The sequence below is a fragment of the Nonomuraea solani genome, assembly GCF_900108335.1.
Classification (GTDB): Bacteria; Actinomycetota; Actinomycetes; order Streptosporangiales; family Streptosporangiaceae; genus Nonomuraea; species Nonomuraea solani.
In genome coordinates this window covers 195,716-220,639 of sequence record NZ_FNVT01000003.1, presented here as the reverse complement: position 1 = coordinate 220,639, position 24,924 = coordinate 195,716, and the positions used below count along the sequence as shown (strand labels likewise).

Genomic DNA, 24,924 nt, shown 5'->3' with positions numbered 1-24,924 from the left:
TGGCGCGGAGATAGGGTGATCTGCATGTCCCGACAGGATGGCCGCAACCCTGACCAGCTCCGTCCCATTACCATCACCAGGCAATGGCTCTCTCATGCCGAAGGATCGGTCCTGGTCGAATTCGGCGGCACCCGGGTGTTGTGCGCGGCTTCGGTCCAGGACAGCGTGCCGCGCTGGCGCAGAGGCAGCGGGCAGGGCTGGGTTACGGCCGAATACGCGATGTTGCCGCGGGCGACCAATACGCGTAACGATCGTGAATCGGTCCGCGGCAAAATCGGTGGCCGGACTCATGAGATTTCACGCTTGATCGGGCGTTCTCTACGCGCTTGCGTCGATTACAAAGCGTTGGGCGAAAACTCCATTGTGCTCGACTGCGACGTCCTGCAGGCCGACGGCGGCACCAGGACCGCCGCGATCACCGGCGCCTACGTGGCGCTGGCCGACGCGGTCGCCTGGATGCGCGAGCGCCGGATGTGCCCGGGCGACCCGCTCATCGGCTCCGTCTCCGCCGTGTCCGTCGGCGTGGTCGGCACCGTGCCGATGCTCGACCTCTGCTACACCGAAGACGTCGCCGCCGAGACCGACATGAACGTCGTGATGACCGGCGAGGGCAGCTTCGTCGAGGTGCAGGGCACCGCCGAGGGCGCGCCGTTCGACCGCGCCGCGCTCGACCGGCTGCTCGGCCTGGCCGTGGCCGGCTGCGAAGAGCTCACCCTGATCCAGCAGGAGGCCCTGGCGTCATGAAGATCGTGCTGGCCACCCGCAACGCGGGCAAGATCGCGGAGCTGCGGCGCATCCTGTCCGGGTTCGACATCGTCGGGCTGGAGGAGTTCCCCTCGATCGGCGAGGTCGCCGAGACCGGCGTCACCTTCGAGGAGAACGCCCTGCTCAAGGCGCACGCCGTGGCCCAGGGCTCCGGCCTGCCCGCGGTGGCCGACGACTCCGGGCTCTGCGTCGACGTGCTCAACGGCATGCCGGGTGTTTTCTCGGCCCGCTGGTCGGGGCGGCACGGCGACGACGGTGCCAACCTCAGCCTGCTGCTGGCCCAGATCTCCGACGTGCCCGCCGACAAGCTGACCGCCCACTTCGCCTGCGCCGCCGCGCTGGCGCTGCCGTCCGGTGAATACCGGGTGGTCGAGGGCACGCTGCCGGGGCGCCTGGTGACGACGCCGCGGGGGAGCAACGGGTTCGGCTACGACCCGATCCTCGTGCCCGACGGCGAGGATCGCACGACGGCCGAGATGACGCCCGAGGAGAAAGACGCGATCAGCCACCGGGGTCGGGCCTTCCGGGCGCTGGCGCCGATCGTGCGTGATCTCGTAACCACCGCGTAAGAACCGCCGTGGGCGGGGCGGCGTACCTTCGGATTGTGCGCAGGAAATATGTGGTGCCCGCTTGGGCGGGGGCCTTGGCGGGATTGGTGTCCGGGGCCGTGGCCCTCGGGATCGCGCAGCTCGCGGCCGGTGTCGTCGGGCCCGGGGCGTTTCCCGTGGTGGCCGTCGGCGACGCCACCGTCGATCTGACGCCCGCCCCGGTGAAGGACTTCGCGATCGCGACGTTCGGCGAGAACGACAAGGCCGTTCTCATCGGGGGCGTGCTGGTGGTGCTCGCCGGGGTGGCGGCGCTGATCGGCGTGCTGTCCCGCCACCGGCTCGCCTACGGCTTCGCGGGGCTGGCGGCGTTCGGGGCGGTCGGCGCGCTCGCGGTGCTGACCCGGCCGGACGCAGGGCCCCTGAACGTGCTCCCGACCGTGCTCGGAGTGGGCGCCGGGGCCTGGGTGCTGTCCTGGCTGGTACGACGAGCGGGCGGCACGGGTAGCGCCCCGGCCGCGACGGACCATGCCCCGCCGACCGCGACCCCTTCGAACACAGCGACCCCTTCGAACACAGCGACCACTGCGGCGCCCGCGACCACTGCGGCGCCCGCGACCACTGCGGCGCCCGCGACCACAGCGACGACCGCGGCGCCCACGACCGTGTCCGGCGCCTCCGGCACCGCCGGCGACTCCGCTGAGGGCTCGATCGGGACCCCCGGGACGTTCGGCACCACCGGCGACAACGTGGCGGACGGGGCCGAGCGGCCGGGGGTGATGCGGGCCGGGGAGGAGTTGCGGGCGTTCGATCGGCGGCGGTTGCTGACCGGGGTGGCCGGTGGGGTGGTGGTCGCCGGGGTGGCCACCGTGCTCGGGCGGCAGCTCGGCGGGCGGCAGGCGGTGGACGCGGCGCGGGTCGGGGTGGCCCTGCCCAAGCCCGCGACGCCGGCCAAGCCCATCCCGGCGGGCGCCGACCTGCGTCTCAAGGGCCTGTCGCCGTTCATCACGCCGAACAACGACTTCTACCGCGTCGACACCGCCATCGTCGTCCCCCAGGTCGATCCGACCGACTGGACGCTGCGCATCCACGGCCTGGTCGACCGGCCCGTCGAGTTCACCTACGCCGACCTGCTGAAGATGCCCCTCACCGAGGCCGACATCACGCTCACCTGCGTCTCCAACGAGGTCGGCGGCCCGTACGCCGGCAACGCCCGCTGGCTCGGCGTGCGCATGGCCGACGTGCTGCGCCAGGCAGGGCTGCGGTCGAACGCCGACATGCTCCTGTCCACCTCCGCCGACGGCTTCACCTGCGGCACCCCGGTCGACGTGGTCATGGACGGCAGGGACGCGCTGTTCGCCGTCGCCATGAACGGCGAGGCACTCCCGGTCGACCACGGTTTCCCCGTGCGCCAGGTGGTGCCGGGCCTCTACGGGTACGTGTCGGCCACCAAGTGGGTGGTGGACCTCAAGGTGACCAGGTTCGACACGGACGAGGCGTACTGGACGCCGCGCGGCTGGTCGGCCAAGGGCCCCATCAAGACCCAGTCACGCATCGACCTGCCCAAGGCGGGCGACTCGCTCAAGGCCGGGCGGACCACGATCGCGGGCGTGGCGTGGGCGCAGCACACTGGGGTGGACGCCGTGGAGGTGCGCGTGGATCGCGGGCAGTGGCGGGAGGTGACGCTCGCCACCGTGCCCGGTCCTGACACCTGGCGGCAGTGGTCGATCGACTGGGATCTCACGCCGGGCGAGCACACGATCGAGGTACGGGCCACCGACGCGGCCGGGCGTACCCAGACCGAGCAGGCCGCGCCGCCCGCGCCCGACGGTGCCACCGGCTGGCACTCGATCACGGTGAAGGTCGCCTGAGTTCGACCTGTTTGTGCAGGTAAGGCGGGTAGTTGTGGCGGAGAATCTCGCCGACTTCGCCTCCAGGTCACGGTGCCGCCTCTACGATCGATTGTCAGGTATGACAGGAGGCAGGCCGTGTTCCACGAGCGCAAGCCGAGTGTCCGATGGGTGCTTCCAGAGGGGCAGTACAACCCCGTGGTGGCGGACGGGGTGCGGTGGCTCGACTACGAGCGGGCCGCCGACCCCACGCGCGAGGACACGCAGACCGAACCACACGACGACTCCCACGAGGGCCCACAGGGTGAGCCGCAGGGCGATTCCCGCGAGGGCTCAAAGGGTGAGCCGCACGGCGATTCCCGTGAGGGCTCGCGGGATGATCCGCGCGACGACTCGTACCGTGAGCTGGGGGGTGGCCTGTTCGATGGGTTGGTGGGTGCGGCGGTCGCTTTAGAGCGGGCCGACTGGTTCGACCGGGAGCAGCGGCCGCCCAGGCTCGCCGACAGCCGTCCGTACGGCGTGCCGGGCGGGCTGGCCAAGCCGGATCCGCAGGTGGAGCGGGATCTCGCCGAGGCGCTGCGGCCCGGGGTGCGTTTTCCCGATCCGCGCGGCACCTGGGTGCGGCTGGTGAACGGTGGCGGGCCCGCCGACGACCCGTTCCGGGCCACGAACGCCGCCGACTGCGCCCTGGCCGTGATGTCCACCTGGCACGGCGAGCCGGCGGCGGCCGCGCCGAGGATGCCCGAATACGACCGGATCGGCCGGCCCGTGCTGACCGGGGAGCAGGGGAGTGTGGCCAGGATCGAGGGGTGGGTGGGGCAGCGCCTGCAGTACGCGGGCCAGGGACGGCACGCCTACCCGCTGATCGCGCGGCGGCTGCTCGACGCCGGTCACGGGGCGGGCGCCGTCATCGTGGTGCGCTGGCCGGGCGGCGGCTCCCACGCCTGGAACGCGGTCAACGCGAACGGTGAGGTGATCTGGATCGACGCCCAGCGGGGGCACATGTCCGTCGAGCCGCCGTACCGGACGGTGACCGGGGTGTTCTGCGTGATACTCGACCGTCAGGGGCGGCCCCGATGAACCTGAACCAGGCCAGGGCGCTGGCGGAGGAGTACTTCAACGGGGTCAGGCCGCCGGAGGAGGCGGTGCCGGTGGGGGTGTTCGGGTTCGACGGGGGTTATGTCGGCTGGGTGCGCGAGCTGGATCCCGATGACCCGGCCGAGTTGCCGGAGACGGTCGGAGGTGGGTGTGTCGTGATCGACCGGGCGACGGGTGAGGTGGTGGCCCGGCCGCTGCTCGATCCCGAGACGGTGGCCGAGCTCTGGCCGGGCCGTACACCGCGCTGAACCGGAACAGTGAAGGCCGGGCGCCGCCCCCATAAGACGCCCGACCTGCCCATTCCCTCTATCCTACTTTTTCGGATTTATGCGATTTAGGGGCTATTCGTCCGGGTCAACCGGCGGCGAGAGACCCGACGATCGAGGCGCGCGCCGCGCGGCGGGCCGGAAGCACGGCGGCCACCACGCCCGCCACCCCCGAAAGCACCACGAACAGCGCGATCTGCCACACGGGCGCCACGAAGATCGCCCCGTCCAGCATCGCCATCATCGCCGCCCATCCGAAGACCACGCCGAGCACCACCCCCACCAGCGCCCCGATCAGCCCGAGGACCAGCGCTTCGAGGGACAACATCCGGCGTAGCTGCGGCCGGGTCAGGCCCAGGGCCCGCAGCAGGGCCGACTCCCTGGTCCGCTCGTGGACCGACAGGGAGAGCGTGTTCGCGATGCCCAGCAGCGAGATCAGGATCGCCAGCCCGAGCAGCCCAGTGATGATCATCAGCACCATGTCGAGCGTCTCGTCGAACTGCCCGCGTACATCGGTCGAACTGGCCACCTGCACGACCGGGTACGGCGCCGCGGCCGCGTCCACCACCTTCCTGGCCCGCTCCGGCGGCACGCCGTCCTTGATGTTGACCAGCACGCGGGAGTCCGGCACCGCGCCGAAGTAGCTCTCGAACGGCTGCTCGGCGATCGTGACCGGCGGCAGCGACGACTGCGTGCCGTCGAGCAGCGCCACCACCTTCAGCGAAACGGTCCCCTCGCGCTTCGTGGCGAGCGGCACCGTGTCGCCGACCCGCACGCCGAGTCGTGCGGCCACGAACTCGTCCAGCGCGACCTGGCCGGGACCGAAGGCGGTCATGGAGCCGGTGGAGATGTACGGCTCGATGGCGCCGCTGTACGTGCCGACGTCCAGACGCTCGTCCCCGACCTTGGCCTTGACCTCGCGCATCTGCGCTACGGAGGCCAGCTCAGGACGTCCGCGCAGCTCCTCGGCCACGGACCTGGGGATGACGGAGTCGCGTTCCTGGCTGGAGAGCATGTAGTCGATCGGGAACTGGTCGTCCAGCTTGGACGTCATCGTCAGCCGCGTGGAGGCGGTAACCACGGAGATCAGCGTCATCAGCGTCACCCCGATCGTCAGCGCCACCGTGGTGGTCGCGGCCCGCTTCGGGTTGCGTCCCGAGTTGTCCACCGCCAGGCGCCCCGGCACCCCGAACAGCCGGCGCGGGATCCAGCCGGCCAGCGCGCTCAGCGGCTTGACCAGCACCGGGCCCAGGATCAGCACCGCCAGGAACGTCAGCACGCCCCCGGCCATCACGACGAACAGCGAGATCTCCTGGCCCGGCGTCAGGGCGAACACGCCCACGCAGGTCGTCGCGATCCCCGCCACCAGGAAGAGCGTGGTGAAGCCGATCCGCACCAGGCCCGTGCGGAACGTCTGCTCCTCGACCTGGCTGCGCAGGGCCGCGATCGGCGGGACGCGGGTGGCCGACCTGGCCGGCAGCAGGGCGGCGCACACGGTGACCACCAGGCCGACGGCCAGGCCGATCGCGATGGTGACCGGCGTGAGCGCGACGGTCGCGTCCGTGGGCAGCGGGGCTTCGACCGCGCCGAGGACCGTCAGGGTGAGCGATGCCAGGCCGTACCCGATGACCAGGCCGAGCGCGGAGGCCAGCAGGCCGACGACGGCGGACTCCAGCAGGATCGAGCCGAACACCTGCCCGCGCGTGGCGCCGATGCAGCGCAGCAGCGCCATCTCCCTCGTGCGCTGGGCGACCAGGATGTTGAAGGTGTTGTAGATGACGAGCGCGGCGACCATCATCGCCACGACGCCGAACAGGAGCAGGCCCAGCGTCAGCATCTGAGTGTCGGCCCCGGCCGCCTTGGCCAGGTCGCCGGCCAGCTCGTCGCCGGTCTTGACCGTGTACGCGCCGCCGGCGGCCGCCGCGACGGCCTGCTTCAGCCCGGCGGCCGGACCGGCGACGTCGATCTCGCGGTAGCCCTTCTCGCCGGTCATCCGCCGCGCCGTGGCCGAGGTGAAGCCGACCGCGCCGGTGAAGGAGAGCTCCTGGTCCACGCCGGGGTCGAGGAGGCCGACGAGCCTGAACCGGTGCCGCGCCTGCTCGGCGTCGAGCACGGTGATCGTGTCGCCGAGCCGGAAGCCCTCGGCCTTGGCGGTGTTCTTGTCGAGCACGGCGGCCTGGTCGTCGGTGCCGGGGCCGGTGCCCGAGACGATGTCGGCACGGTCCAGCGGGCCCGGGGTGATCGACAGGGCGGTCGTGGGGGCGTACCCGATGGTCTTGCCGTCCTTGCCGAGCACCGGCGCGGGACCCCTGATCAGGCCCTGGGCCTCGGTCACGCCGGGGAGCGCGCGGATGCGTTCGAGCACCTCCTCGGGCAGCTCGTCGCCGGCCTTCTTGGTCAGGACGGCCACGTCCACCTTGCCCGCGTCGGCCGTGACCCGCTGGGAGAAACCCGCGTCGATGGTGTCGTTCAGGACGAACGTGCCCGCGATGAAGCCCACGCCCAGCATGATCGCCAGTGAGGTCAGCAGGAGTCGCAGCCGGTGCGCGCGCAGCCCGGCCAGTGCGGTCTTCAGCACTTCACGCCTCCAGCCGGACGAGGGTGTCCAGCACGGACTGCGGCGTCGGCGCGGTGATCTCGGTGACCAGCTCACCGTCGCGCAGGAACACCACGCGGTCGGCGTACGAGGCCGCCACCGGGTCGTGCGTGACCATGACGATGGTCTGGCCGAGCTCGCGTACCGAGGTGCGCAGAAAGGACAGGACCTCGGCGCCGCTGCGGGAGTCCAGGTTCCCGGTCGGCTCGTCGGCGAAGATGACCTGCGGCTTGCTGATCAGCGCCCTGGCCACCGCCACCCGCTGCTGCTGGCCGCCGGACAGCTCCGTGGGCCGGTGCGAGAGCCGGTCCCTGAGCCCGACGGTGTCGATGACCCGGTCGAACAGCGGCTGGTCGGCCTGGCGGGCGGAGATCTCCAGCGGCAGGCGGATGTTCTGCTCGGCGGTCAGCGTGGGCAGCAGGTTGAACGCCTGGAAGACGAAGCCGATCCGCTCGCGGCGCAGCATCGTGAGGCGCTTGTCGCTCAGGCCGGTCAGCTCCACGTCGCCGATGTGCACGGTGCCGGAGGTGGCGGCGTCGAGGCCGGCCAGGCAGTGCATCAGCGTGGACTTGCCGGAGCCCGACGGGCCCATGATGGCGGTGAACGCGCCGGTGGCGAAGGACACGTTCACCCCGCGAAGGGCGTGGACCTGGGCGTCGCCCTGGCCGTACACCTTGGTCAGGTCGGTGGCCACCACGGCGGGCGGGGCTTGACGCCGGGTCTCGGTGAGCGTCACGTTCACTCCTCATGGGTCACGAAATTTCAACGCGACCAACGCTAGGAGTGGATTTTTCGGGATTCGTGGGTCTTGAGGATGGACTTGTTCTGCGCCCGCAGCTGACCCGCGTCAGACTTTCGGTCGATGGGAGGGCACGATCAGACCGGCCTCGTACGCGTACACCACCACCTGAGCACGATCCCGCAGCCCCAGTTTGGCCAGAACCCGCCCCAGATGCGTCTTGACCGTCGCCTCCGCCACCTCCAGCCCGGCGGCGATCTCCATGTTGGACAGGCCGCGCGCCACCATGAGCAGCACCTCGCGCTCGCGCGGCGTCAGCTCGTCGGCGGGCGGCGGCTCCTGGGACGGGAGCTGCGCGGCGAAGCGGTCCAGCATGCGCCGCAGCGTGCTCGGCGACACCACGGCCTCGCCCTCGTGCACGACCCTGATGGCCTGCACCAGGTCGGCCGGCGGCACGTCCTTCAGCAGGAACCCGGCCGCGCCCGCCTTGATCGCCGAGAACGCGTACTCGTCGAGGTCGAACGTGGTCAGGATGAGCACCTTCGGCCCCTCGATGCGCCGGGTGGCCTCCACGCCGTCCATGCGGGGCATGCGCACGTCCATGAGCACGACGTCCACCTCCACGTCCGTCGTGTTCAGGATCTCCAGCGCGGCGGCCCCGTCGGCGGCCTCGGCCACCACCTCGATGTCCGGCTGCGCCCCGAGCACCATCTTGAACCCGGCCCGCAACAACTCCTGGTCATCGACCAGCATCACGCGAATCACCCGGCAGCCTCCTCTACGCCGCTCTGACCACGGGCAACCTGGCCAGCACCTCGAAGCCGCCGCCCTGCTTCGGGCCGGCCGACACGGCGCCGCCGTACATGCCGACCCGCTCGCGCATCCCGATCAGGCCGTGGCCGTCGTCGCTCTTCGGAGCCTGCGCGCCCCGGCCGTCGTCGGTCACGCGCACGACCAGCTCAGGGTCGCCGTAGTCGATCTCCACGGTCGCCCGGACGCCGGGGCCGCCGTGTTTGAGCGCGTTCGTCAGGGCCTCCTGGACGATGCGGTAGATCGCGAGCTGCTGGCCCTCCGGCAGCTCGGCCGGCAGGCCGCCGACCCGCAACCGGGCGGGCACGGCCGAGCCGCGCACCAGATCCTCCAACTGGCCCAGACCGGGCTGTGGGGTGTAGTCGGTGCCCTCGGCCTCGTTCTCGCGCAGGACGCCGACCAGCCGGCGCATCTCGGCGAGGGCGGCGCGGCCGGTCTTGGAGATGTTCTTGACGGCCAGGCGGGCCTGGTCGAGATCGCTGTCCAGGGCATAGCCGGCGCCGTCGGCCTGCACCACCATGACGCTGACGTTGTGGGCCACGACGTCGTGCAGCTCCCTGGCGATCCTGGCCCGCTCGGCCGCGGCCGCCATCCTGGCCTGCTGGTCGCGCTCGCGTTCCGCCCGCTCGGCGCGTTCCTCAAGGCTCTCCAGGTAGCGTCTGCGCGTGTTGGCGTACAGGCCGGACAGCCAGATGGCGATCACGAAGATCGAGCCGCTGAAGAACATGCCGTACGTGAGCACGGACCAGTCGACCAGCGCCAGCAGCACGCCCAGCTCCGCCACCAGCCCCGCCGCCAGCGCCCAGCCGATCGAGCACTGGTAGACCACCGCCCAGAGCGCGATCAGCACGGCGAGGTTGGCCGGCAGCGGATCGATGTTCGCCAGCCACTGCCCGAAGCTGACCAGCGAGACCGCGGCGAACACGGCCAGCGGCCGATCGCGCCACACCAGCGGCGCCAGCAGCAGCGCCGACAGAGCCAGATAGCCGGCCACGCTGGGGTAGTGGGCGCCGGAGGGCGGCGTGATCGTCGCATAGGGGATCGCCAGCAGCGCGCACACCGCCGCCAGGGGGGACACCCGGAGGGCGCCCGCCAGCTTCTCGTGGTGTCTGGACCACGCCCGTACCTTGCCGAACACATCATCACGATATGTACGGCCAGAGAGACATAGGTCCGCCTGGAGGCGGAAGTCCGCCTACGACCCAGGTCTGACATGGCGTGTGCCTTACGCCAGGCTTACGGTGGGTTGGGCATCATCTTTATTGGGAGCGCCCCCAAGCGGGGCGAGTAAAGGGAGATCGTGATGGCGGATCATGATCGCGACGACGGGTCGCGCGGCGAAGAGGAAGCGCCGCGCGACCCGACCCAGGAACTCCACGAGCCCGGCCTGAAGTACGGGGAACAGGCGGATCAGCCCTACGCGCGGATCCCTCCCACCACCCCGCTGCCGGCCGATTCGGGCCACGACTCCACCTTCAGGGACTTCCTGCACCGCAGACGCACCCAGGTGACCACGGCCGGCGTGCTCGGCCTCGTCATCGGCGCCATGCTCGGCGGCACCGTGGTCGCCGCCTTCGACGGTCTCGGTGATCGCCACGAGCGGCACGGGATGTGGATGGAGCACAGGCACGGGGGCCCGGAGCTGGGAGAGCCGGCCTGCTATCGGACGGAGGACGGCGCCTACTGCGCGCCCGGGATGCACGTGCTGGTCCCGGCCCCCGACGAGCCGGTCCAGGCTCCCGAAGCACCGGTCCAGGAGGACGAGCCGACGCCGGAATGACCGGCTGGATTGTAGGGCCGGTGGGATTCGAACCCACACTAACAGCCACCTAAAGACTGCGCCTCTGCCATTGGGCTACGACCCCTTTTGCTATTCCCTGAGTTGCTCGGCCCGGGAATGGCAATTTGGACACGGGAAGATTATCCAGCGGCCTTCCCTGCCACGTGCGGCCAATCTTACAGCCTGCACACGTGTCCGGGACCCCGTCTCCCACAAAGCGCGGCCCAGGGCCTGGCGCCGTCGGCGCGAGAACTCCCTGGTAGGGAGGATGGTGCGGACGTCGGCGCGCATGAACCCCGGCCGGGCCGGCAGAACGGTGACGCTTCGAGACGGAGCGAGCGGCTCCGGTGAATATCCGATGCGGGCCGCCATGACGTGAGCCCGGGAAAACGCCGCGCCATTTGTGGTTGATTAGCGAGGCGCGCTGCTTTAATCGCCGCTTTCGAGGAGCGGGCCCTCCGATGGAGAAGCCCGCTTCGCTCCTCAGGCCAGGCCGAGCTTCTTCTTGAGTGAGGCCACGTGGCCCGTCGCCTTCACGTTGTAGAGCGCCTGCTCCACCTTTCCGTCTCCGTCGATGACGAACGTCGAGCGGATCACGCCCACGACCTCCTTGCCGTACAGCTTCTTGGGGCCGTAGGCGCCGAAAGCCTGGTGGACGGCCAGGTCGGGGTCTGAGAGGAGGGGGAAGGTCAGGGAGTCGCGCTCGACGAACTTGGCCAGCTTCTCCGGCTTGTCCTTCGACACGCCGAGGACGACGAACCCTTCGGCGGTGAGCTGGGCGAGGTTGTCGCGGAAATCGCACGCCTGCTTGGTGCAGCCAGGGGTCATCGCGGCAGGGTAGAAATAGAGGATCACCCGCTTGCCGCGGTAGGTGTCAAGGGAGACGGTGCCGCCGTCGGCGGTCGGTAGCGTGAACTCGGGCGCGGCGTCGCCGGGCGCGAGCTTGGTTTCGGTCAAAGGGCCCTCCTGAGTTCCTCCCGCCAACCTACCGGCCTGGCCGCCGTGCCGTACGGCGTGCCGACCTGACAGACTGATCACGACCAGAACGGACGGAGCCCGCACGGCACGCGGAGCGGGCGCGGCCACGCGTACGGTCGAAAGGAGAGCCATGGCTGACACCGATCCCGACGAGTTGGAGCGGCGGATCGCGCAGACGCGCAAGGAGTTGGCGCACACGGTCGACGCCATTGCCGACCGGGTGAGCCCCAAGCGGGTCGCCGAGCGCACGGTGGCCGACGTCAAGAGCAGGGCCGGGCATCTGGTGGCGTCCGTGGGCGATGCCCTGGGGGTGACCCCGAGACCGGTCGAGATCGGTGACGATCCCGATTGGGTGTGGGACGAGGAGCGGCCCGACCTGGGGCCGTTGCTGATCGGGGTCGGGGCGGTGCTGGTCGTGGGGGCGGCCATCGTGCTCTGGCGTCGCCGCCGGCGCCGCTGATCGTTTACAGGTGAGGCGCGGCCCGCGCCTTACAGGAAGGTGCGGCCCTCGCCGCGGTACGTGGGGATCGACTCCACCAGGGTGTCGCCGTCGATGAGGTGCAGCGCGTCGAAGCGTTCGCACATCTCGCCCGCCTTGGCGTGCCTGAACCACACCCGGTCGCCGATCCGCAGGTCTTCGGCCGCCTGGCCGCGCAGCGGGGTCTGCACCTCGCCCGCGCCCTCGTCGGGGGCGTAGCTCAGCCCGGCCGGGAGATACGGCTGGGGTAGGCGGCCCGGTCCGGCGGCGCCCGAGGCCGGGTAGCCGCCGCCGAGCACCGTCACCGTGCCGAGGGCCGGGCGGCGCACCACGGGCAGGGCGAACAGGGCGGCCGGGTGGCCGGTGAAGCCGCGGTAGAAGTCGAACAGCCGGGGATGGAACAGCCCGGAGCCCGCGGCCACCTCGGTGATGGCCTTCTCGCGTACGGTGCGCTCGACGGAGCCGGTGCCGCCGCCGTTGACGAATTCGAGGTCGGCGACCTGGCTGACGGCGTTCACGACGCGGCCGCGGCGGACGATGAGGTCCCTGGCCGACCGGGCCTGCATGACGCGGATGGCGCGGGTGTAGAGGGCGTTGCCCCGCGGGGCGTCGGCGACTCCGGCGATCTGGGCCTCGTACGCCAGCAGCCCCGCCACCCGGAACCCCGGCCGCTTGGCGATCGCGGCGGCCAGGTCGGCGGCCTCCGCCGGCTCGCGGATGGGGGAGCGGAGCACTCCCGCCCTGAACCGGCCGCCGAGGGTGACGTAGGCGGTGTCCATCTCGATGCAGGTCCTGATCTCGGCGCGCGGGTGCACTCCGGAGACGGCCGCCTCGATGAAGTCCAGGTGGGCGGTCGAGTCGACGGTGAGCGTGATCTCCCTGGCGGCTCGCGCGTCGGCGGCCAGGGCGGCGAGCGCCTGCCGGTCGGCCGTGGGATAGGCCACGAGGAGGTCGGTGAAACCGTGCCCGGCCAGCCACAGGGCCTCGGGCAGGGTGAAGGACATGATGCCCTGGAAACCGTCCATGGCCAGGACGCGTTCGAGCAGCGGGCGGCTGCGGACGGACTTGCTGGCGACCCGGATCGGTTTGCCCGCCGCCCGTCGTACGAGGTCTGCCGCGTTGGCGCGCATGGCTGCCAGATCGAGGATCGCGAACGGCGGTTCGAGGGCCGCTGTGACGCGGTCGTACCGCTGCCGGTCATCCATACCAGCAGGGTAACGGCATATCGGGCGAATGAATATGAGCCAGGTTCACATTAGTTGCCGCCCCCGTAATGTTCGGGCAAATCGGCGGCGAGGGCGCGGTTCAGGCGATGCGGGCGCCCTGTACGTCTGACGTTGTGATGACCACGCTTCAGCAGAAACTGCCCGGCGCCGCCGTCACCCCGCGGCACACGGGGCTGCGCAGGGCGAACCTGGCGCTCAGGCCGGCGCGTACCGTCCCGGGCGTCATCGTCGCGACCACGCTCGCCGCCGGGCTGGGGGCGACCTCGGCAGAGGTGGTGTCGGGGCTGCTCGGCAAGCCGCTCGGCTGGATCCCCGTGAACGAGCTGGTGGAACTGGCGAGCACGACCGCGTGGCCGGAGACGTCCACCCTGGCCCTCCTCATGGCGGCGGCGGGCGCGGTCATGCTGCTGCTGGCGATCGTGCCGGGCCGCTCCCGGCTGGTGCCGGTCGAGACGTCCGACCCGCTGATCGTCATCGGCATCACCCGTTCGGGCCTGCGCCGTACGCTGTGCGCGGCCGCCCAGCAGGTGGCGGGCGTGGACAAGGCCCGGGTGCGCCTGCGCCGCCGTACCATCGAGGTCACCGTCGTGACGAGGGCGGAGAGCTCGGGCACGATGCTCAGACAGGTCGGGACCGGCGTGGGCGACCGCCTGGCGGGCGTCGGCACGCTGAGCACCTGCGAGGTCGTGGTCCGGCTGCGCAGGAAGGCCGTCTGATGCGCCAGTACACGGGCAACCGCGTCGGGCTGGCCGTCGTCGGCGCGATCCTGCTGGGCCTCGGCACGTACGCGTGGCTCCGCGCCCACGACCGCTACTTCGACCTCCCGCCGCAGGCCAAGGTCCTGCCCGCGCAGACCCATCGCACCCTGGCCGACGAGCCCTGGCCGCTGTGGTTCCTGGCCCTGGGGCTGATGCTGCTGGCCCTGGTCGCCCTGCGCTGGCTCCTGCTCGGCCTGGGCTGGGGCCGCCGCGGCACCCACACCGGCACGGGCACCGCGATGCTCTTCGTGGGCCTCAAGGGCGTGGACGGGCTCAGCAGGACGGGGGTCCGGGTGGCGGAGGACGGGCTGCACATCGGCCTGACGTGCCCGGCGGCGGCGGACGTGGGGGCGGTGGTGACGAAACTGGACGGTGACATCGTGGGCCGGATCCGCCGCGAGGTCCGCGACGACGAGACCCCGGCCGTCGTCCACCTGCACGTACGCCGCCCGATCAGCACTAGATCACGTTGACCATGCGGCTCACACTGAGGTCCGCTGTCTACTCGTAGTGGTAGCGGGCCTGCAAGATGATGATCTCGTCGTTCACGGCAAGGTACACCAGGCGATGCTCATCAGTGATGCGCCGCGACCACGCACCCGCCAATGCGTATTTGAGCGGCTCGGGCTTGCCGATGCCCTCGTAAGGATCACGCAGGGTTTCCTCGATGAGCCGGTTGACGCGCTTGAGGATCTGCCGGTCGGCTGTCTGCCAGTGGACGTAGTCCTCCCAGCCCTGACTGGTGAACGCGACTTTCATCGAGCATCCTCGTCGCCCTGCAACTCGTGCCGCTCATGACGCCCTTCGACCGCCTCCTGGTAGGACTCGATCAACCGGCGTGCGTTGACGGGGGAGCGGAGCAGATAGGCCGTCTCCAGGAGGGCTTCGTATTCCTCCGCGGCCACGAGGTAGGCATTACCGCTCTTGGAGACGATTTCCACGGCGATGTGGTCGTTGTTGACCTCTTCGATGAGCGGGAACAGACGACGGCGAGCCTCGCTGGCGGTGATGGACACGACCAACTCCTTTCGAGTGGTACAACATTATGGTACCACTCGAAAGGCCGGTCAGCACTCGATCACGTTGACGGCCAGGCCGCCGCGTGAGGTCTCCTTGTACTTGTCCAACATGTCCCGGCCCGTGTCCCGCATCGTCTTGATGGCCTTGTCGAGGGCCACGTAGTGGCGGCCGTCGCCGCGCAGGGCGATTCTGGCGGCGGTGATGGCCTTGTTGGAGGCCACCGCGTTGCGTTCGATGCACGGGATCTGGACCAGGCCGCCGATCGGGTCGCAGGTCAGGCCCAGGTTGTGTTCGATGCCGATCTCCGCCGCGTTCTCCACCTGCTCAGGGGTGCCGCCCATGACCTCGGTCAGGCCCGCGGAGGCCATGGAGCAGGCCGAGCCGACCTCGCCCTGGCAACCCACCTCGGCGCCCGAGATCGAGGCGTTCTCCTTGAACAGCACGCCGATCGCCCCGGCCGTCAGCAGGAAGCGGACCACGCCCTCGTCGTCGGCGTGCGGGACGAAGCGGGTGTAGTAGGTCAGAACGGCCGGGATGATGCCGGCGGCGCCGTTGGTGGGGGCGGTGACGATGCGACCGCCGGCGGCGTTCTCCTCGTTGACCGCCAGCGCGAACAGCGCCACCCAGTCCATGGCCTGCAGCGGGTCCTTCTCGCCCCACTCCGCCTGCAGGCGGCGGTGGAGCTGGTTGGCGCGGCGCCTGACCTTGAGGCCGCCGGGCAGCACGCCCTCCTTCGCGATGCCGCGGGTCACGCACTCCGACATGACCTGCCACAGCCGCAGCAGGCCCGAGCGGATCTCCGCCTCGGTACGGCCGAAGGCCCGCTCGTTCTCCAGCATGAGGGCGGAGATCGACAGGCCGGTGTTCGAGCAGTGCTTGAGCAGCTCTTCGCCGGTGGTGAAGGGGTAGGGCAGGACAGTGTCGTCCGGCTTGATGCGGTCGGCGCCGGCGGCGTTCTCGTCCACGACGAAGCCGCCGCCGACCGAGAAGTAGACCTTCTCCCTGAGCGGGTCGCCTGAGTCCGTGTACGCGGTGAAGCGCATGCCGTTCGGGTGCTCGGGGAGCGAGATCTTGCGTTCGAAGACGAGGTGCTCGCCCACGACGAAGTCGATCTCGTGCGTACCGTAGAGCCGGACCTTGCCCGACTCGCGCATCTCGGCCAGCCGGCCGTCGATACTGTCCACGTCCACCAGCTCGGGCTTCTCGCCGGACAGGCCGAGCAGGACCGCCTTGTCGCTGCCGTGGCCCTTGCCGGTCAGGCCGAGCGAGCCGTACAGGATGACCTCGACCCGCGCCACCCGCGTGAGCAGGTCGTCGTCGTGCAGGCCGCGGGCGAACTTGTGAGCGGCCGCCATCGGGCCTCCCGTGTGGGAGCTGGACGGGCCGATGCCGATCTTGAAAAGGTCGAAGACGCTGATCGCCATTGATGTGCGCCCTTCATGGAGGGCCGGGGCCCGCGCGGGCCCCGGCGAGTGGGTCAGGAGTCGCCGCTCGCTGTGAGCGCGGTGTACTCCTCGGCCGACAGCAGGTCCTCAGGGTCACCCTCGCGGCGCACCTTGAACATCCAGCCCTCGCCGTACGGGTCGCTGTTGGCCAGGCTCGGGTCGTCCACGATGGCCTGGTTCACCTCGGTGATCTCACCGTTGACGGGGGAGTAGATCTCGTTAACCGACTTGGTGGACTCCACCTCGCCGACCGAGTCGCCCGCTTCGACGGTCGCTCCGACCTCGGGAAGCTGCACGAAGACGACATCACCAAGGGCCTCGGCGGCGAAGGCCGTGATGCCGACGGTCACGGTGAGACCGTCGTCGAGGCCGGCCACCCACTCGTGCTCCTTGGTGTAGCTCAGCTCGTCAGGGATGTTGCTCACTTTTTCCTCCTGTAAAAGGGCAGCTCGACCAGGTCCATAGGTTCATGGCTGCCCCGGATGTCCACGGCCAGGCCTGTTTCGGCATCGGTGTCCACGTAGGCCATCGCGATGGGTTTTCCCAGAGTCTGGGAGGGCGCACCGCTGGTGACCTCGCCGACGACCACGCCGTCCTTGGTGACCGGGTAACCGTGGCGCGGCACCCGGCGGGTCCGCGCGACCAGGCCGACGAGCCGGCGCCTGGGCGGGTCGTCCTTGACCGCCTCCAGCGCAGACCTGCCGACGAAGTCGCCCGGCTTGTCGAATTTCACCACCCTGCCCAGCCCCGCGTCGAACGGGGTGAGCTCCACGCCCAGTTCGTTGCCGTACAGCGGCATGCCGGCCTCCAGCCTGAGCGTGTCGCGGCTGGACAGACCGGCGGGCTTGAGACCGTGCGGCTCGCCCGCCGCCATGAGGGCGTGCCAGAGCGGCACCGCGTCCTGGTTGGCGACGAACAGCTCGAACCCGTCCTCGCCGGTGTAGCCGGTACGGGCGATCAGCGCCTGACGACCGTCGACCAGGCCGGGCAGGCCGGCGTAATACTTGAGGCCGTCGAGGTCGGCGTCGGTGAGCGTGGCCAGGATCTCCTGGGAGCGGGGGCCCTGGACGGCGATCAGGGCGTACTGGTCGGAGCGATCCTCGACCACCACGTCGTACGCCTTCGCACGATTTTTCAGCTCACCGGCGACTTTTTCGTAGTTCGAGGCGTTCGCCACGACCATGAACTCCTCGTCCGCCAGCCGGTAGACGATGAGGTCGTCCAGCACCCCGCCGCGCTCGTTGACGATCATGGTGTATCTGGCTCGCCCGGGCGCCAGCGCCGACAGGTGGCCGACCAGCGCGTAGTCCAGCGCCTGCCCGGCCTGCGGGCCGGTCAGGAAGATCTCACCCATGTGCGAGAGGTCGAACAGCCCGGCCGCCTCGCGTACGGCCTTGTGCTCCGCGGACTCGCTCCCGTACCGGAGCGGCATGAGCCACCCGGCGAAGTCGGTGAGCGTGGCGCCGAGGCTCTCGTGAACGTCTCGTAGCGGTGTCGGTCGGGACATTTGTCGCACCTCAGGACAGGGTTGGATGCCAGCATCCTCCCCCTCTGTCATCGATGCCTGAGAGCTTCGCCCGACCTTTGCCGGACTTTCACCTTCGGCGAGGCCACGCAGGCCTGCTTTCCAGAGGACACCTCCTAGTGAGAAATCTGCCGTGTTGACCGCCGCTACGGTCGTGCTGGGCACGAGAGTGGGCGGCGGCCCCTTCTTGCAGGTTTCTTACTAGGCGGCCGTGCGGTCCTTTGCCTTGAGAGGTTTGCGGGGAGGGCTTGCTCCTTCAGGGACCCTGACCGGCTGTCAGGGTGCTCTCCCGCACGGTTTCGCCGGTGATGTTCGTCAGCCTAGTGCCGTCATGGGGGTGTTGTCGCGTTCTGATATTCCGTGAACCGCCCTGGGGCCGGTGACGTCTATAGGGCGTGCAGCGGCTCATTGGTCTCATCGCGATCCTGGCACTGGTCTCCTGCGGTTCCCAGCAGGCTGCGGCGCCCACGCCCACGCGCTACCAGGCCAGTCTCACCGTGCTCGAAGGTGGCGGGCATGGGCCGCAGTTGTGCGACATGGTCCAGGAGTCGCTCCCGCCGCAGTGCGGCGGGCCCGACGTCGTGGGCTGGGACTGGGACAAGGTGGATCACGAGTCGCTGAACGGCGTGAAATGGGGCTCCTATCGGGTGGTGGGCACATGGGACGGCGCCAGGCTGACCCTCACCGAGCCGCCGGGCGAGCCCGTCAAGCCGGCCGACCCCGACGACGCGGACCAGTTCGCGAGCGCGTGCCCCGAGCCTCAGGGCGGCTGGCGGCCCGTCGACCCGGGCAGGACGACCGAGCGGACCATGCAGAAGGCGATGGACCGGGCCAGGACGGCCAAGGAGTTCGCGGGGGCCTGGATCGACCGGATCGGACCTCAGCCGGAAAAGGAGGAGCACACAGACGCGCTGCGATACGTGGTCAACCTCAAGTTCACCGGCGATCTGGCCGGCCGGGAGGCGTGGATCCGCGAGGTCTGGGGCGGGGCGTTGTGCGTCAGCGGGGCCCAGCGCACCGAGGCCGAGCTGCACGCGATCCAGCGGGAGATCGACGAAGAGCTGGGCGGCGAGTTCATCTCCTCCTCGCCGGACACCATGCGGGGCCTGGTGCGGGTGGGCGTGTGGGTGGCCACCGAGGACCTGCGCCGCAGGCTGGAGGACACGTACGGGAAGGACGCCGTGCTGGTCAGTGGCGTCCTCGAACCGGTCAGCAGGTCCTGACCAGCGCCTCGAAGAGGGCGTGGTCGTCGGCGGCCTCCGGGTGCCACTGCACCGCGAACGCCTTCGCGTTCAGCTCCACGGCCTCGATCGTGCCGTCCTCGGCCGTGGCCGTCACCGTGAGACCCTCGGCGAGGCGGTCGATGGCCTGGTGGTGGTAGTGCGGGACCGTCACCGGGTCCGACCCGAGCACCTTGGCCAGCCGGCTGCCGGGCGTGGGGCGCACCGGCAGGTGCCCGAAGAGTCCCGGCGCGGGGCCGTGGCCGGCGTGGCCGACCACGTCGGGCAGGTGCTGGTGCAGGCTGCCGCCCAGGGCCACGTTGAGCACCTGGAGGCCGCGGCACACGCCCAGGTACGGGACGCCACGGTCGAGGGCGGCGGTGAGCAGCTCGAACTCGGCCTCATCCCGAAATTTACGGACATAGCCGGTGTGCTGACCCGCATCCTGGCCGTACCGCGCCGGGTCGATGTCGCCGCCTCCGGCCAGGATGAGCCCGTCGAGCCCACGCAGCGCGTCGGCGGGCCGGCCGGCCGGTGGCAGCAGGACGGGCTGGCCACCGGCGCGGACGACCTGTTCCACGTACATATAGGGCAGCAGCGCCGCGCGAGTGTCCGGCCACACCGTGAACGTGGCCGGCTCGACGTAGCAGGTGATGCCGATGAGAGGCGCCATGATCTAGAACGGCGTCACGTAGGCGCCGGAGATGCCGCCGTCCACCAGGAACTCGCTGCCCGTGATGAACGAGGCGTCGTCGCTGGCCAGGAACGCCACCGCCGCCGCGATCTCGGTCGCCTCAGCGAAACGCCCGATCGGTACGTGCACCAGCCGCCGCTGCGCCCGCTCCGGATCCTTGGCGAACAGCTCCCGCAGCAGCGGCGTGTTCACCGGGCCGGGGCACAGCGCGTTCACCCGGATGCCCTCCCTGGCGAACTGCACGCCGAGCTCCCGCGACATCGCCAGCACCCCGCCCTTGGACGCGGTGTAGGAGATCTGCGAGGTCGCCGACCCCATCACCGCCACGAACGACGCCGTGTTGATGATCGAGCCCTTGCCCTGGCGCCGCATGTAGGGGATCACGTGCTTGCAGCACAGGTAGACGCTGGTCAGGTTGACCTCCTGGACGCGCCGCCAGGCGTCGATGCCGGTCTCCAGGATCGAGTCGTCGTCGGGAGGCGAGATGCCGGCGTTGTTGAAGGCGATGTCCACGCTGCCGTACGTCTCGTGCGCCGTCTCGAACATCGCGACGACGTCGTCCTCGCTGGTGACGTCGGCCCGGACGAAGAGGCCGCCCACCTCGTTCGCCGCCTTGACGCCCGCCTCCTCGTCGACGTCCGCGCAGACCACCTTGGCGCCCTCGTCGGCGAACCGGCGCGCCGTGGCCAGCCCGATCCCGCTGCCCGCGCCGGTGATGACCGCCACCCGATCCTGCAACCGCTGCATCTGTGTCACTCCGATGAGATGAAGACGTTCTTGGTCTCGGTGAACGCCGCCAGGGCGTCCGGGCCGAGTTCCCGGCCGAGGCCGGACTGCTTGAAGCCGCCGAACGGGGTCCAGTAGCGGACGGAGGAGTGGGAGTTCACCGACAGGGCCCCCGACTCGACCGCCCTGGCCACGCGGAGCGCCCGCCCGACGTCGCGGGTCCAGATGGAGCCGCTGAGACCGTAGGGGGTGTCATTGGCGATCTGTACGGCCTCCGCCTCGTCCTCGAACCGCGCCACCGACACGACCGGCCCGAAGATCTCCTCGGTGAACGCCCGGTCCGTGACGCCGGGGGTCAGCACGGTCGGCGGGAACCAGTAGCCCTTGCCCTCCGGGCACGAGCCCTGGAGGTAGGGGGTGCCGGTGAGGAAGCCCCGCACCCGGTCGAGGTGCTCGGCGCTGATCAGCGGGCCCATCTCGGTGCTCTCGTCGAGCGGGTCGCCGACCTTGACCCCGCGTACGGCCTCCGCGAGGCGGGCCATGAAGTCGTCGTACACGGAGGACTGGACGAGGATCCTGGAGCGGGCGCAGCAGTCCTGGCCGGCGTTGTCGAAGACGGCATAAGGAGCGGTTTTTGCCGCTTTTTCGAGATCGGCGTCGGCGAAGACGATATTTGCGGACTTGCCGCCCAGCTCCAGCGTGACCCGCTTGACCTGCGCCGCCGCCTTGGCCGCGATCTCCTTGCCCACCTCGGTCGATCCGGTGAACACGATCTTGGCCACGCCGGGATGCTCGACCAGCCTGGCTCCCGCGACCTCCCCTGCCCCAGGCAGGACCTGGAGCACCCCCTCGGGGAGGCCCGCCGCCAGGGCCAGCTCGGCCAGCCTCAGCGCGGTCAGCGGAGTCCACTCGGCCGGCTTGACGATCACGGTGTTACCGGCCGCCAGCGCCGGGGCGAGGCCCCACGTCATGATGACCATCGGGAAGTTCCACGGGACGATGATCCCGACCACGCCCAAGGGCTCCTGGAACGTGATGTCCACGCCGCCGGGCACCGGGATCTGCTTGCCGTGGTTGCGCTCGGGGGCGCCGGCGTAGAAGTGCAGCACGTCGCGTACGTTGCCGGCCTCCCACCGCCCGTTGCCGATGGTGTGCCCGGCGTTCGCCACCTCCAGCCGGGCCAGCTCGTCGCCGTGCGCGTCCACCAGGCCGGCGAACCTGCGCAGCAGCCGCGCCCGGTCGCCCGGGGCCACGTCGCGCCACCCCTGGTAGGCCTTCCTGGCACGCTCCACGGCCCGATCGACCTCGGCCGCGTCGGCGAGCTCGACGTCGGCCAGGACGTCTTCGGTCGCCGGATTAACGATCTTCATGCGTCACATCCGCTCGAAACCACGGAACAGCTCCCAATCCGTCACCGCCGCGTCGAACGCGGCCAGCTCCACCCGCGCGTTGTTCGCGTAGTGCTCGACCACGTCGCCGCCGAACGTCTCGCGGGCCGGTTTCGACCCCTCGAACAGCGCCAGCGCGTCGCGCAGCGTGTGCGGCACGGTCTCGGCGCCGGAGTCGTAGGCGTTGCCCTCGAAGGCGTCCTCCAGTGGCAGCTCGGCGTCTATCCCGTGCAGCCCGGCCGCGATCAGCGCCGACACCGCCAGGTAGGGGTTCACGTCGCCGCCCGGAACCCGGTTCTCGATCCGCAGCGACAGGCCGTGGCCGACGAGCCTGAGCGAGCAGGTGCGGTTGTCGACGCCCCACTTGACGGCCGTGGGCGCGAAGCTGCCGGGGACGTAGCGTTTGTAGGAGTTGATGTTGGGGGCGTACATGAGGGTGAGCTCCCGCATGAGGGCGAGCTGGCCCGCGATGAACCGCGCCCCGAGCGGCGAGAGGCCGTAGGGGCCGTCGCCCGCCATCACCGGGTCGCCCTCCTGGCTGCGCAGCGAGATGTGGATGTGGCAGGAGTTGCCCTCGCGCTGGTTCGGCTTGGCCATGAAGGTGATCGACTTGCCCTCCTGGGCGGCGATCTCCTTGGCGCCGGTCTTGTAGATGGAGTGGTTGTCGCAGGTCCGCAGCGCCTCGTCGAAGCGGAAGGCGATCTCGTGCTGGCCGAGGTTGCACTCGCCCTTGGCGGACTCGACGTACAGGCCGGCGCCCTCCATCTCGCGCCTGATCCGCCGCAGCAGCGGCTCGATGCGCGCGGTGCCGAGCAGCGAGTAGTCGACGTTGTAGAGGTTGGCCGGCGACAGGTCGCGGTAGGCGCGCTTCCAGGCGTCCTCGTAGCTGTCGTCGTAGACGACGAACTCCAGCTCGGTGCCCACGTACGCGGCCAGCCCCCGGTCGGCCAGGCGGGCCAGCTGCCGGCGCAGGATCTGGCGGGGCGAGGCGGTCACGTCGCCGCCGCCCTCCCAGGCCAGATCGGCCATCAGCAGCGCGGTCCCCTCGTGCCACGGCACCCTGCGCAGGGTTTCGAGGTCGGGCTTCATCACGAAGTCGCCGTAACCCCGCTCCCAGGACGACATCTCGTATCCGGCCACGGTGTTCATGTCCACGTCGACGGCGAGCAGGTAGTTGCAGCCCTCGGAGCCGTGGCTCAGCACCTCGTCCAGGAAGTAGCGCGCGGACAGTCTCTTGCCCTGCAGCCTGCCCTGCATGTCGGCGATCGCGAGGAGCACGGTGTCGATCCGGCCGGCCGCCACCTCGTCGCGCAGGTCGCCGATGGAAAGGAAGCCGGTGCCCGCTCGCTCGCTCACGCTACGTCGCTCCGATCTGGCCTGACGCGCTTTCCCGTTAATTGGGCTAGTCTCAGACCATTGATGTGCATGGCGGGAGCGATTGTCAAGACCTGAGGACACGTTGGACGAGTCGGCGCGCTTGATGACGGTGTTGCGCCCGGTCAGGGCGGGTAACGCCTTCGAGGAGACCGTGGAGCGGCTGCTCCAGGCCATCAAACTGGGCGTGGTCGCGCCGGGTGACAAGCTCCCTCCCGAGCGCGAGTTAGCGGTCCGGCTCGGCATCAGCCGGGTGACGTTGCGTGAGGCGATCCGCGCGCTGTCGGACGCGGGCTACCTCGACGTGCGCCGTGGCCGCTACGGAGGCGCGTTCGTCACCTATGTCCCGCCCAAGCCCGACGCCGGCGAGCTGCGCCAGGCCGTCAAGGAGATGGGCATGGCCGAGCTGTCGGACGCGCTGACGTTCCGGCTGGCGGTGGAGTGCGGCGCGGCGCAGATCCTGGCCGGCACCGAGCTGCCGCAGGACAAGCGGGCGGTGCTCGTCCGCCGCCTGTCCGACCTCAACGGCGCCGGCCTGGAGGACTACCGCCGCCTCGACACGGCCTTCCACCTGTCCATCGCGGAGCTGACCGGCTCGACCCTGCTCGCGACGACATGCGCGGACGCGCGATCGCGGGTGAGCGATCTGCTGAACGCCATCCCGATGCTCCAGGTCAACCTCGACCACGCCGCCGTGCAGCACCGGGCCATCGTGGACGCCATCCTCGACCAGGACCCGGACGCGGCCCGGCGGGCGGTGGCGGAGCATCTGGAGGGTACGGCGGCGCTGCTGCGGGCGTTCCTGTCCTGACCGCCGAAGATCGTGATCTTCTTTGCGAGCGCGCATAAGAGGTACAGGCGGCTCGTACCATCGAATTCAGGGTCATGGGGAACTGGTTTCAGCAGAGCATCATCGCCACGGGACGGCTGCCGCTGTTCTGCTACTTCGTCATGCTCATCGCCGCCTTCATCGCGGTCCGCATCAACGTGCGCCTGATCAGGGCGAAGATCGGGTGGTTCCGCAACGTCAACGTGGGCGAGATGCACATCCACCACGTCGTGTTCGGCGTGATCCTGATGCTGGTCGGCGGGGTCGCCGGGCTCATCGTCTCGCCCGGGTCGCAGATCGGCATGGCCGTCGCGGCGTCGGTGTTCGGCGTCGGGTCTGCGCTGGTGCTGGACGAGTTCGCGCTGATCCTGCACCTGCACGACGTCTACTGGGAAGAGGAGGGGCGCACCTCGGTCGACGCGGTCTTCATCGCGGTGGCCGTGACGGGGCTGCTCCTCATCGGGCTACGGCCGCTCACCTGGGACTACGGCACGCCGGTCAATCCGGCCGCGCTGATCGTGGGCAACCTGGTGCTCGCCGTCGTCACGCTGCTGAAGGGCAAGATCTGGACGGGGATGGCCGGGCTGTTCGTGCCGCCGATGCTGGTGGTCGGCGCGCTCCGGCTGGCCAGGCCCGGCTCGCCGTGGGCGCACCTGTTCTTCGCCAAGCGGTCGCCGCGCAAGATGGCCAGGGCCATCCACCGGGAGGAACGGTGGCGGCGACCGGTGATCAAGGTCAAGATCGCCTTCCAGGAGTTCCTCTCCGGACGTCACGACCTGCCCTCCACCCGGCGTGGCCGCCGCCACCTCTGACC

27 protein-coding genes, 1 tRNA gene and 2 riboswitches are annotated in these 24,924 nt (G+C 70.2%); of the genes, 12 read left to right on the top strand and 16 right to left on the bottom strand.

Annotated features, from left to right (window positions below; translation table 11 throughout):
- The first annotated feature begins 24 nt into the window (after window positions 1-24).
- The 5 genes from rph (at window position 25) to C4V41_RS12060 (ending at window position 4,506) form a co-directional block, all read left to right on the top strand.
- Window positions 25-744 carry a ribonuclease PH gene (gene rph / locus C4V41_RS12080; protein ID WP_103956521.1) on the top strand — a complete coding sequence of 240 codons (720 nt, stop codon included), beginning with the start codon at window positions 25-27 and terminating at the stop codon, window positions 742-744.
- On the top strand, window positions 741-1,334 hold the full coding sequence (gene rdgB / locus C4V41_RS12075; protein WP_103955919.1) for an RdgB/HAM1 family non-canonical purine NTP pyrophosphatase: 594 nt from the start codon (window positions 741-743) through the stop codon (window positions 1,332-1,334). Before rph ends, rdgB begins: the two co-directional genes overlap by 4 nt.
- A gap of 35 nt (window positions 1,335-1,369) precedes the next feature.
- Window positions 1,370-3,181: a molybdopterin-dependent oxidoreductase gene (locus C4V41_RS12070; RefSeq protein ID WP_235030074.1), complete on the top strand. Its 1,812-nt coding sequence runs from the start codon at window positions 1,370-1,372 to the stop codon at window positions 3,179-3,181.
- A 117-nt stretch (window positions 3,182-3,298) separates the two neighbouring features.
- Window positions 3,299-4,240 (top strand): toxin glutamine deamidase domain-containing protein, encoded by a 942-nt coding sequence (locus C4V41_RS12065; protein ID WP_103955917.1) that lies wholly within the window; start codon window positions 3,299-3,301, stop codon window positions 4,238-4,240.
- Window positions 4,237-4,506: a hypothetical protein gene (locus C4V41_RS12060; RefSeq protein WP_103955916.1), complete on the top strand. Its 270-nt coding sequence runs from the start codon at window positions 4,237-4,239 to the stop codon at window positions 4,504-4,506. The genes C4V41_RS12065 and C4V41_RS12060 overlap by 4 nt, the downstream gene beginning before the upstream one ends.
- A 106-nt stretch (window positions 4,507-4,612) precedes the next feature.
- On the opposite strand, the gene C4V41_RS12055 is transcribed toward C4V41_RS12060, so the two are convergent.
- From C4V41_RS12055 to C4V41_RS12040, 4 genes are all read right to left on the bottom strand, one after another.
- Window positions 4,613-7,102: an ABC transporter permease gene (locus C4V41_RS12055; RefSeq protein WP_103955915.1), complete on the bottom strand. Its 2,490-nt coding sequence runs from the start codon at window positions 7,100-7,102 to the stop codon at window positions 4,613-4,615.
- Between the two features lies 1 nt (window position 7,103).
- Window positions 7,104-7,856: an ABC transporter ATP-binding protein gene (locus C4V41_RS12050; protein ID WP_235030073.1), complete on the bottom strand. Its 753-nt coding sequence runs from the start codon at window positions 7,854-7,856 to the stop codon at window positions 7,104-7,106.
- A gap of 111 nt (window positions 7,857-7,967) precedes the next feature.
- Entirely contained in the window at window positions 7,968-8,624 is a 657-nt protein-coding gene (locus C4V41_RS12045; protein WP_235030072.1) for a response regulator, read from the bottom strand.
- A 13-nt stretch (window positions 8,625-8,637) separates the two neighbouring features.
- Window positions 8,638-9,807, bottom strand: a complete 1,170-nt coding sequence (locus C4V41_RS12040) for a sensor histidine kinase (RefSeq protein WP_103955913.1) — start codon at window positions 9,805-9,807, stop codon at window positions 8,638-8,640.
- Window positions 9,808-9,972: 165 nt separating this feature from the next.
- Here C4V41_RS12040 and C4V41_RS12035 point away from each other — a divergent pair, with 165 nt between their 5' ends.
- A complete protein-coding gene (locus C4V41_RS12035; protein WP_103955912.1) occupies window positions 9,973-10,449 on the top strand; it encodes a hypothetical protein in 477 nt (158 codons plus the stop codon).
- Between the two features lie 12 nt (window positions 10,450-10,461).
- Here the strand turns inward: C4V41_RS12035 and C4V41_RS12030 are convergent.
- Window positions 10,462-10,534 (bottom strand) — tRNA-Leu (locus C4V41_RS12030).
- A 398-nt stretch (window positions 10,535-10,932) separates the two neighbouring features.
- The gene (bcp, locus tag C4V41_RS12025; protein WP_103955911.1) at window positions 10,933-11,406 is read right to left on the bottom strand and encodes a thioredoxin-dependent thiol peroxidase; all 474 of its coding nucleotides are present in this window, start codon (window positions 11,404-11,406) and stop codon (window positions 10,933-10,935) included.
- A 151-nt stretch (window positions 11,407-11,557) separates the two neighbouring features.
- On the opposite strand from bcp, the gene C4V41_RS12020 reads away from it, so the two are divergent.
- Window positions 11,558-11,887, top strand: coding sequence for a DUF3618 domain-containing protein (locus tag C4V41_RS12020; protein ID WP_103955910.1), 330 nt, complete (start codon window positions 11,558-11,560; stop codon window positions 11,885-11,887).
- Window positions 11,888-11,916: 29 nt separating this feature from the next.
- Here C4V41_RS12020 and C4V41_RS12015 read toward each other — a convergent pair whose 3' ends face one another.
- Window positions 11,917-13,110: an amino acid deaminase/aldolase gene (locus C4V41_RS12015; protein ID WP_103955909.1), complete on the bottom strand. Its 1,194-nt coding sequence runs from the start codon at window positions 13,108-13,110 to the stop codon at window positions 11,917-11,919.
- Between the two features lie 137 nt (window positions 13,111-13,247).
- On the opposite strand from C4V41_RS12015, the gene C4V41_RS12010 reads away from it, so the two are divergent.
- Both C4V41_RS12010 and C4V41_RS12005 read left to right on the top strand, forming a co-directional pair.
- Window positions 13,248-13,847, top strand: a complete 600-nt coding sequence (locus tag C4V41_RS12010; protein ID WP_146103629.1) for a DUF6286 domain-containing protein — start codon at window positions 13,248-13,250, stop codon at window positions 13,845-13,847.
- On the top strand, window positions 13,847-14,362 hold the full coding sequence (locus C4V41_RS12005; protein WP_103955907.1) for a hypothetical protein: 516 nt from the start codon (window positions 13,847-13,849) through the stop codon (window positions 14,360-14,362). The genes C4V41_RS12010 and C4V41_RS12005 overlap by 1 nt, the downstream gene beginning before the upstream one ends.
- Before the next feature lie 28 nt (window positions 14,363-14,390).
- On the opposite strand, the gene C4V41_RS12000 is transcribed toward C4V41_RS12005, so the two are convergent.
- From C4V41_RS12000 to gcvT, 5 genes are read right to left on the bottom strand one after another with little or no spacing between them, the layout of a single operon-like run.
- Window positions 14,391-14,648, bottom strand: coding sequence for a Txe/YoeB family addiction module toxin (locus C4V41_RS12000; RefSeq protein WP_103955906.1), 258 nt, complete (start codon window positions 14,646-14,648; stop codon window positions 14,391-14,393).
- Entirely contained in the window at window positions 14,645-14,905 is a 261-nt protein-coding gene (locus tag C4V41_RS11995) for a type II toxin-antitoxin system Phd/YefM family antitoxin (RefSeq protein ID WP_103955905.1), read from the bottom strand. Before C4V41_RS11995 ends, C4V41_RS12000 begins: the two co-directional genes overlap by 4 nt.
- Before the next feature lie 51 nt (window positions 14,906-14,956).
- Window positions 14,957-16,333 (bottom strand): L-serine ammonia-lyase, encoded by a 1,377-nt coding sequence (locus C4V41_RS11990; RefSeq protein WP_103955904.1) that lies wholly within the window; start codon window positions 16,331-16,333, stop codon window positions 14,957-14,959.
- Window positions 16,334-16,386: 53 nt separating this feature from the next.
- Window positions 16,387-16,779, bottom strand: a complete 393-nt coding sequence (gcvH, locus tag C4V41_RS11985) for a glycine cleavage system protein GcvH (RefSeq protein ID WP_103955903.1) — start codon at window positions 16,777-16,779, stop codon at window positions 16,387-16,389.
- Window positions 16,776-17,861 (bottom strand): glycine cleavage system aminomethyltransferase GcvT, encoded by a 1,086-nt coding sequence (gene gcvT, locus C4V41_RS11980; protein ID WP_103955902.1) that lies wholly within the window; start codon window positions 17,859-17,861, stop codon window positions 16,776-16,778. Before gcvT ends, gcvH begins: the two co-directional genes overlap by 4 nt.
- A gap of 34 nt (window positions 17,862-17,895) precedes the next feature.
- A riboswitch (glycine riboswitch) is annotated at window positions 17,896-17,995 on the bottom strand.
- Between the two features lie 88 nt (window positions 17,996-18,083).
- Window positions 18,084-18,181, bottom strand: a riboswitch (glycine riboswitch).
- Between the two features lie 93 nt (window positions 18,182-18,274).
- Here gcvT and C4V41_RS11975 point away from each other — a divergent pair.
- Window positions 18,275-19,102 (top strand): hypothetical protein, encoded by an 828-nt coding sequence (locus tag C4V41_RS11975; protein ID WP_103955901.1) that lies wholly within the window; start codon window positions 18,275-18,277, stop codon window positions 19,100-19,102.
- Here the strand turns inward: C4V41_RS11975 and C4V41_RS11970 are convergent.
- The 4 genes from C4V41_RS11970 to C4V41_RS11955 are packed head-to-tail and all read right to left on the bottom strand — an operon-like array spanning window position 19,089 to window position 23,263.
- Window positions 19,089-19,772: a gamma-glutamyl-gamma-aminobutyrate hydrolase family protein gene (locus C4V41_RS11970; RefSeq protein ID WP_103955900.1), complete on the bottom strand. Its 684-nt coding sequence runs from the start codon at window positions 19,770-19,772 to the stop codon at window positions 19,089-19,091. The genes C4V41_RS11975 and C4V41_RS11970 overlap by 14 nt on opposite strands.
- Window positions 19,773-19,775: 3 nt before the next feature.
- The gene (locus C4V41_RS11965) at window positions 19,776-20,540 is read right to left on the bottom strand and encodes a 3-oxoacyl-ACP reductase (protein WP_103955899.1); all 765 of its coding nucleotides are present in this window, start codon (window positions 20,538-20,540) and stop codon (window positions 19,776-19,778) included.
- Between the two features lie 5 nt (window positions 20,541-20,545).
- Window positions 20,546-21,889 (bottom strand): aldehyde dehydrogenase family protein, encoded by a 1,344-nt coding sequence (locus tag C4V41_RS11960; RefSeq protein ID WP_103955898.1) that lies wholly within the window; start codon window positions 21,887-21,889, stop codon window positions 20,546-20,548.
- A 3-nt stretch (window positions 21,890-21,892) separates the two neighbouring features.
- The gene (locus C4V41_RS11955) at window positions 21,893-23,263 is read right to left on the bottom strand and encodes a glutamine synthetase family protein (RefSeq protein WP_200823918.1); all 1,371 of its coding nucleotides are present in this window, start codon (window positions 23,261-23,263) and stop codon (window positions 21,893-21,895) included.
- A 124-nt stretch (window positions 23,264-23,387) separates the two neighbouring features.
- On the opposite strand from C4V41_RS11955, the gene C4V41_RS11950 reads away from it, so the two are divergent.
- Window positions 23,388-24,092 carry a FadR/GntR family transcriptional regulator gene (locus C4V41_RS11950; protein WP_103956518.1) on the top strand — a complete coding sequence of 235 codons (705 nt, stop codon included), beginning with the start codon at window positions 23,388-23,390 and terminating at the stop codon, window positions 24,090-24,092.
- Between the two features lie 74 nt (window positions 24,093-24,166).
- Window positions 24,167-24,922 (top strand): hypothetical protein, encoded by a 756-nt coding sequence (locus C4V41_RS11945; protein WP_103955897.1) that lies wholly within the window; start codon window positions 24,167-24,169, stop codon window positions 24,920-24,922.
- The last annotated feature ends 2 nt before the right edge of the window (window positions 24,923-24,924 follow it).

Coding starts and splice junctions, on each gene's coding strand:
- rph (WP_103956521.1), top strand. CDS start 25: ATGTCCCGACAGGATGGCCGCAACCCTGACCAGCTCCGTCCCATTACC.
- rdgB (WP_103955919.1), top strand. CDS start 741: ATGAAGATCGTGCTGGCCACCCGCAACGCGGGCAAGATCGCGGAGCTG.
- C4V41_RS12060 (WP_103955916.1), top strand. CDS start 4,237: ATGAACCTGAACCAGGCCAGGGCGCTGGCGGAGGAGTACTTCAACGGG.
- C4V41_RS12035 (WP_103955912.1), top strand. CDS start 9,973: ATGGCGGATCATGATCGCGACGACGGGTCGCGCGGCGAAGAGGAAGCG.
- C4V41_RS12020 (WP_103955910.1), top strand. CDS start 11,558: ATGGCTGACACCGATCCCGACGAGTTGGAGCGGCGGATCGCGCAGACG.
- C4V41_RS12015 (WP_103955909.1), bottom strand. CDS start 13,110: ATGGATGACCGGCAGCGGTACGACCGCGTCACAGCGGCCCTCGAACCG.
- C4V41_RS12010 (WP_146103629.1), top strand. CDS start 13,248: ATGACCACGCTTCAGCAGAAACTGCCCGGCGCCGCCGTCACCCCGCGG.
- C4V41_RS12005 (WP_103955907.1), top strand. CDS start 13,847: ATGCGCCAGTACACGGGCAACCGCGTCGGGCTGGCCGTCGTCGGCGCG.
- C4V41_RS12000 (WP_103955906.1), bottom strand. CDS start 14,648: ATGAAAGTCGCGTTCACCAGTCAGGGCTGGGAGGACTACGTCCACTGG.
- C4V41_RS11990 (WP_103955904.1), bottom strand. CDS start 16,333: ATGGCGATCAGCGTCTTCGACCTTTTCAAGATCGGCATCGGCCCGTCC.
- gcvT (WP_103955902.1), bottom strand. CDS start 17,861: ATGTCCCGACCGACACCGCTACGAGACGTTCACGAGAGCCTCGGCGCC.
- C4V41_RS11970 (WP_103955900.1), bottom strand. CDS start 19,772: ATGGCGCCTCTCATCGGCATCACCTGCTACGTCGAGCCGGCCACGTTC.
- C4V41_RS11965 (WP_103955899.1), bottom strand. CDS start 20,540: ATGCAGCGGTTGCAGGATCGGGTGGCGGTCATCACCGGCGCGGGCAGC.
- C4V41_RS11960 (WP_103955898.1), bottom strand. CDS start 21,889: ATGAAGATCGTTAATCCGGCGACCGAAGACGTCCTGGCCGACGTCGAG.
- C4V41_RS11950 (WP_103956518.1), top strand. CDS start 23,388: ATGACGGTGTTGCGCCCGGTCAGGGCGGGTAACGCCTTCGAGGAGACC.
- C4V41_RS11945 (WP_103955897.1), top strand. CDS start 24,167: ATGGGGAACTGGTTTCAGCAGAGCATCATCGCCACGGGACGGCTGCCG.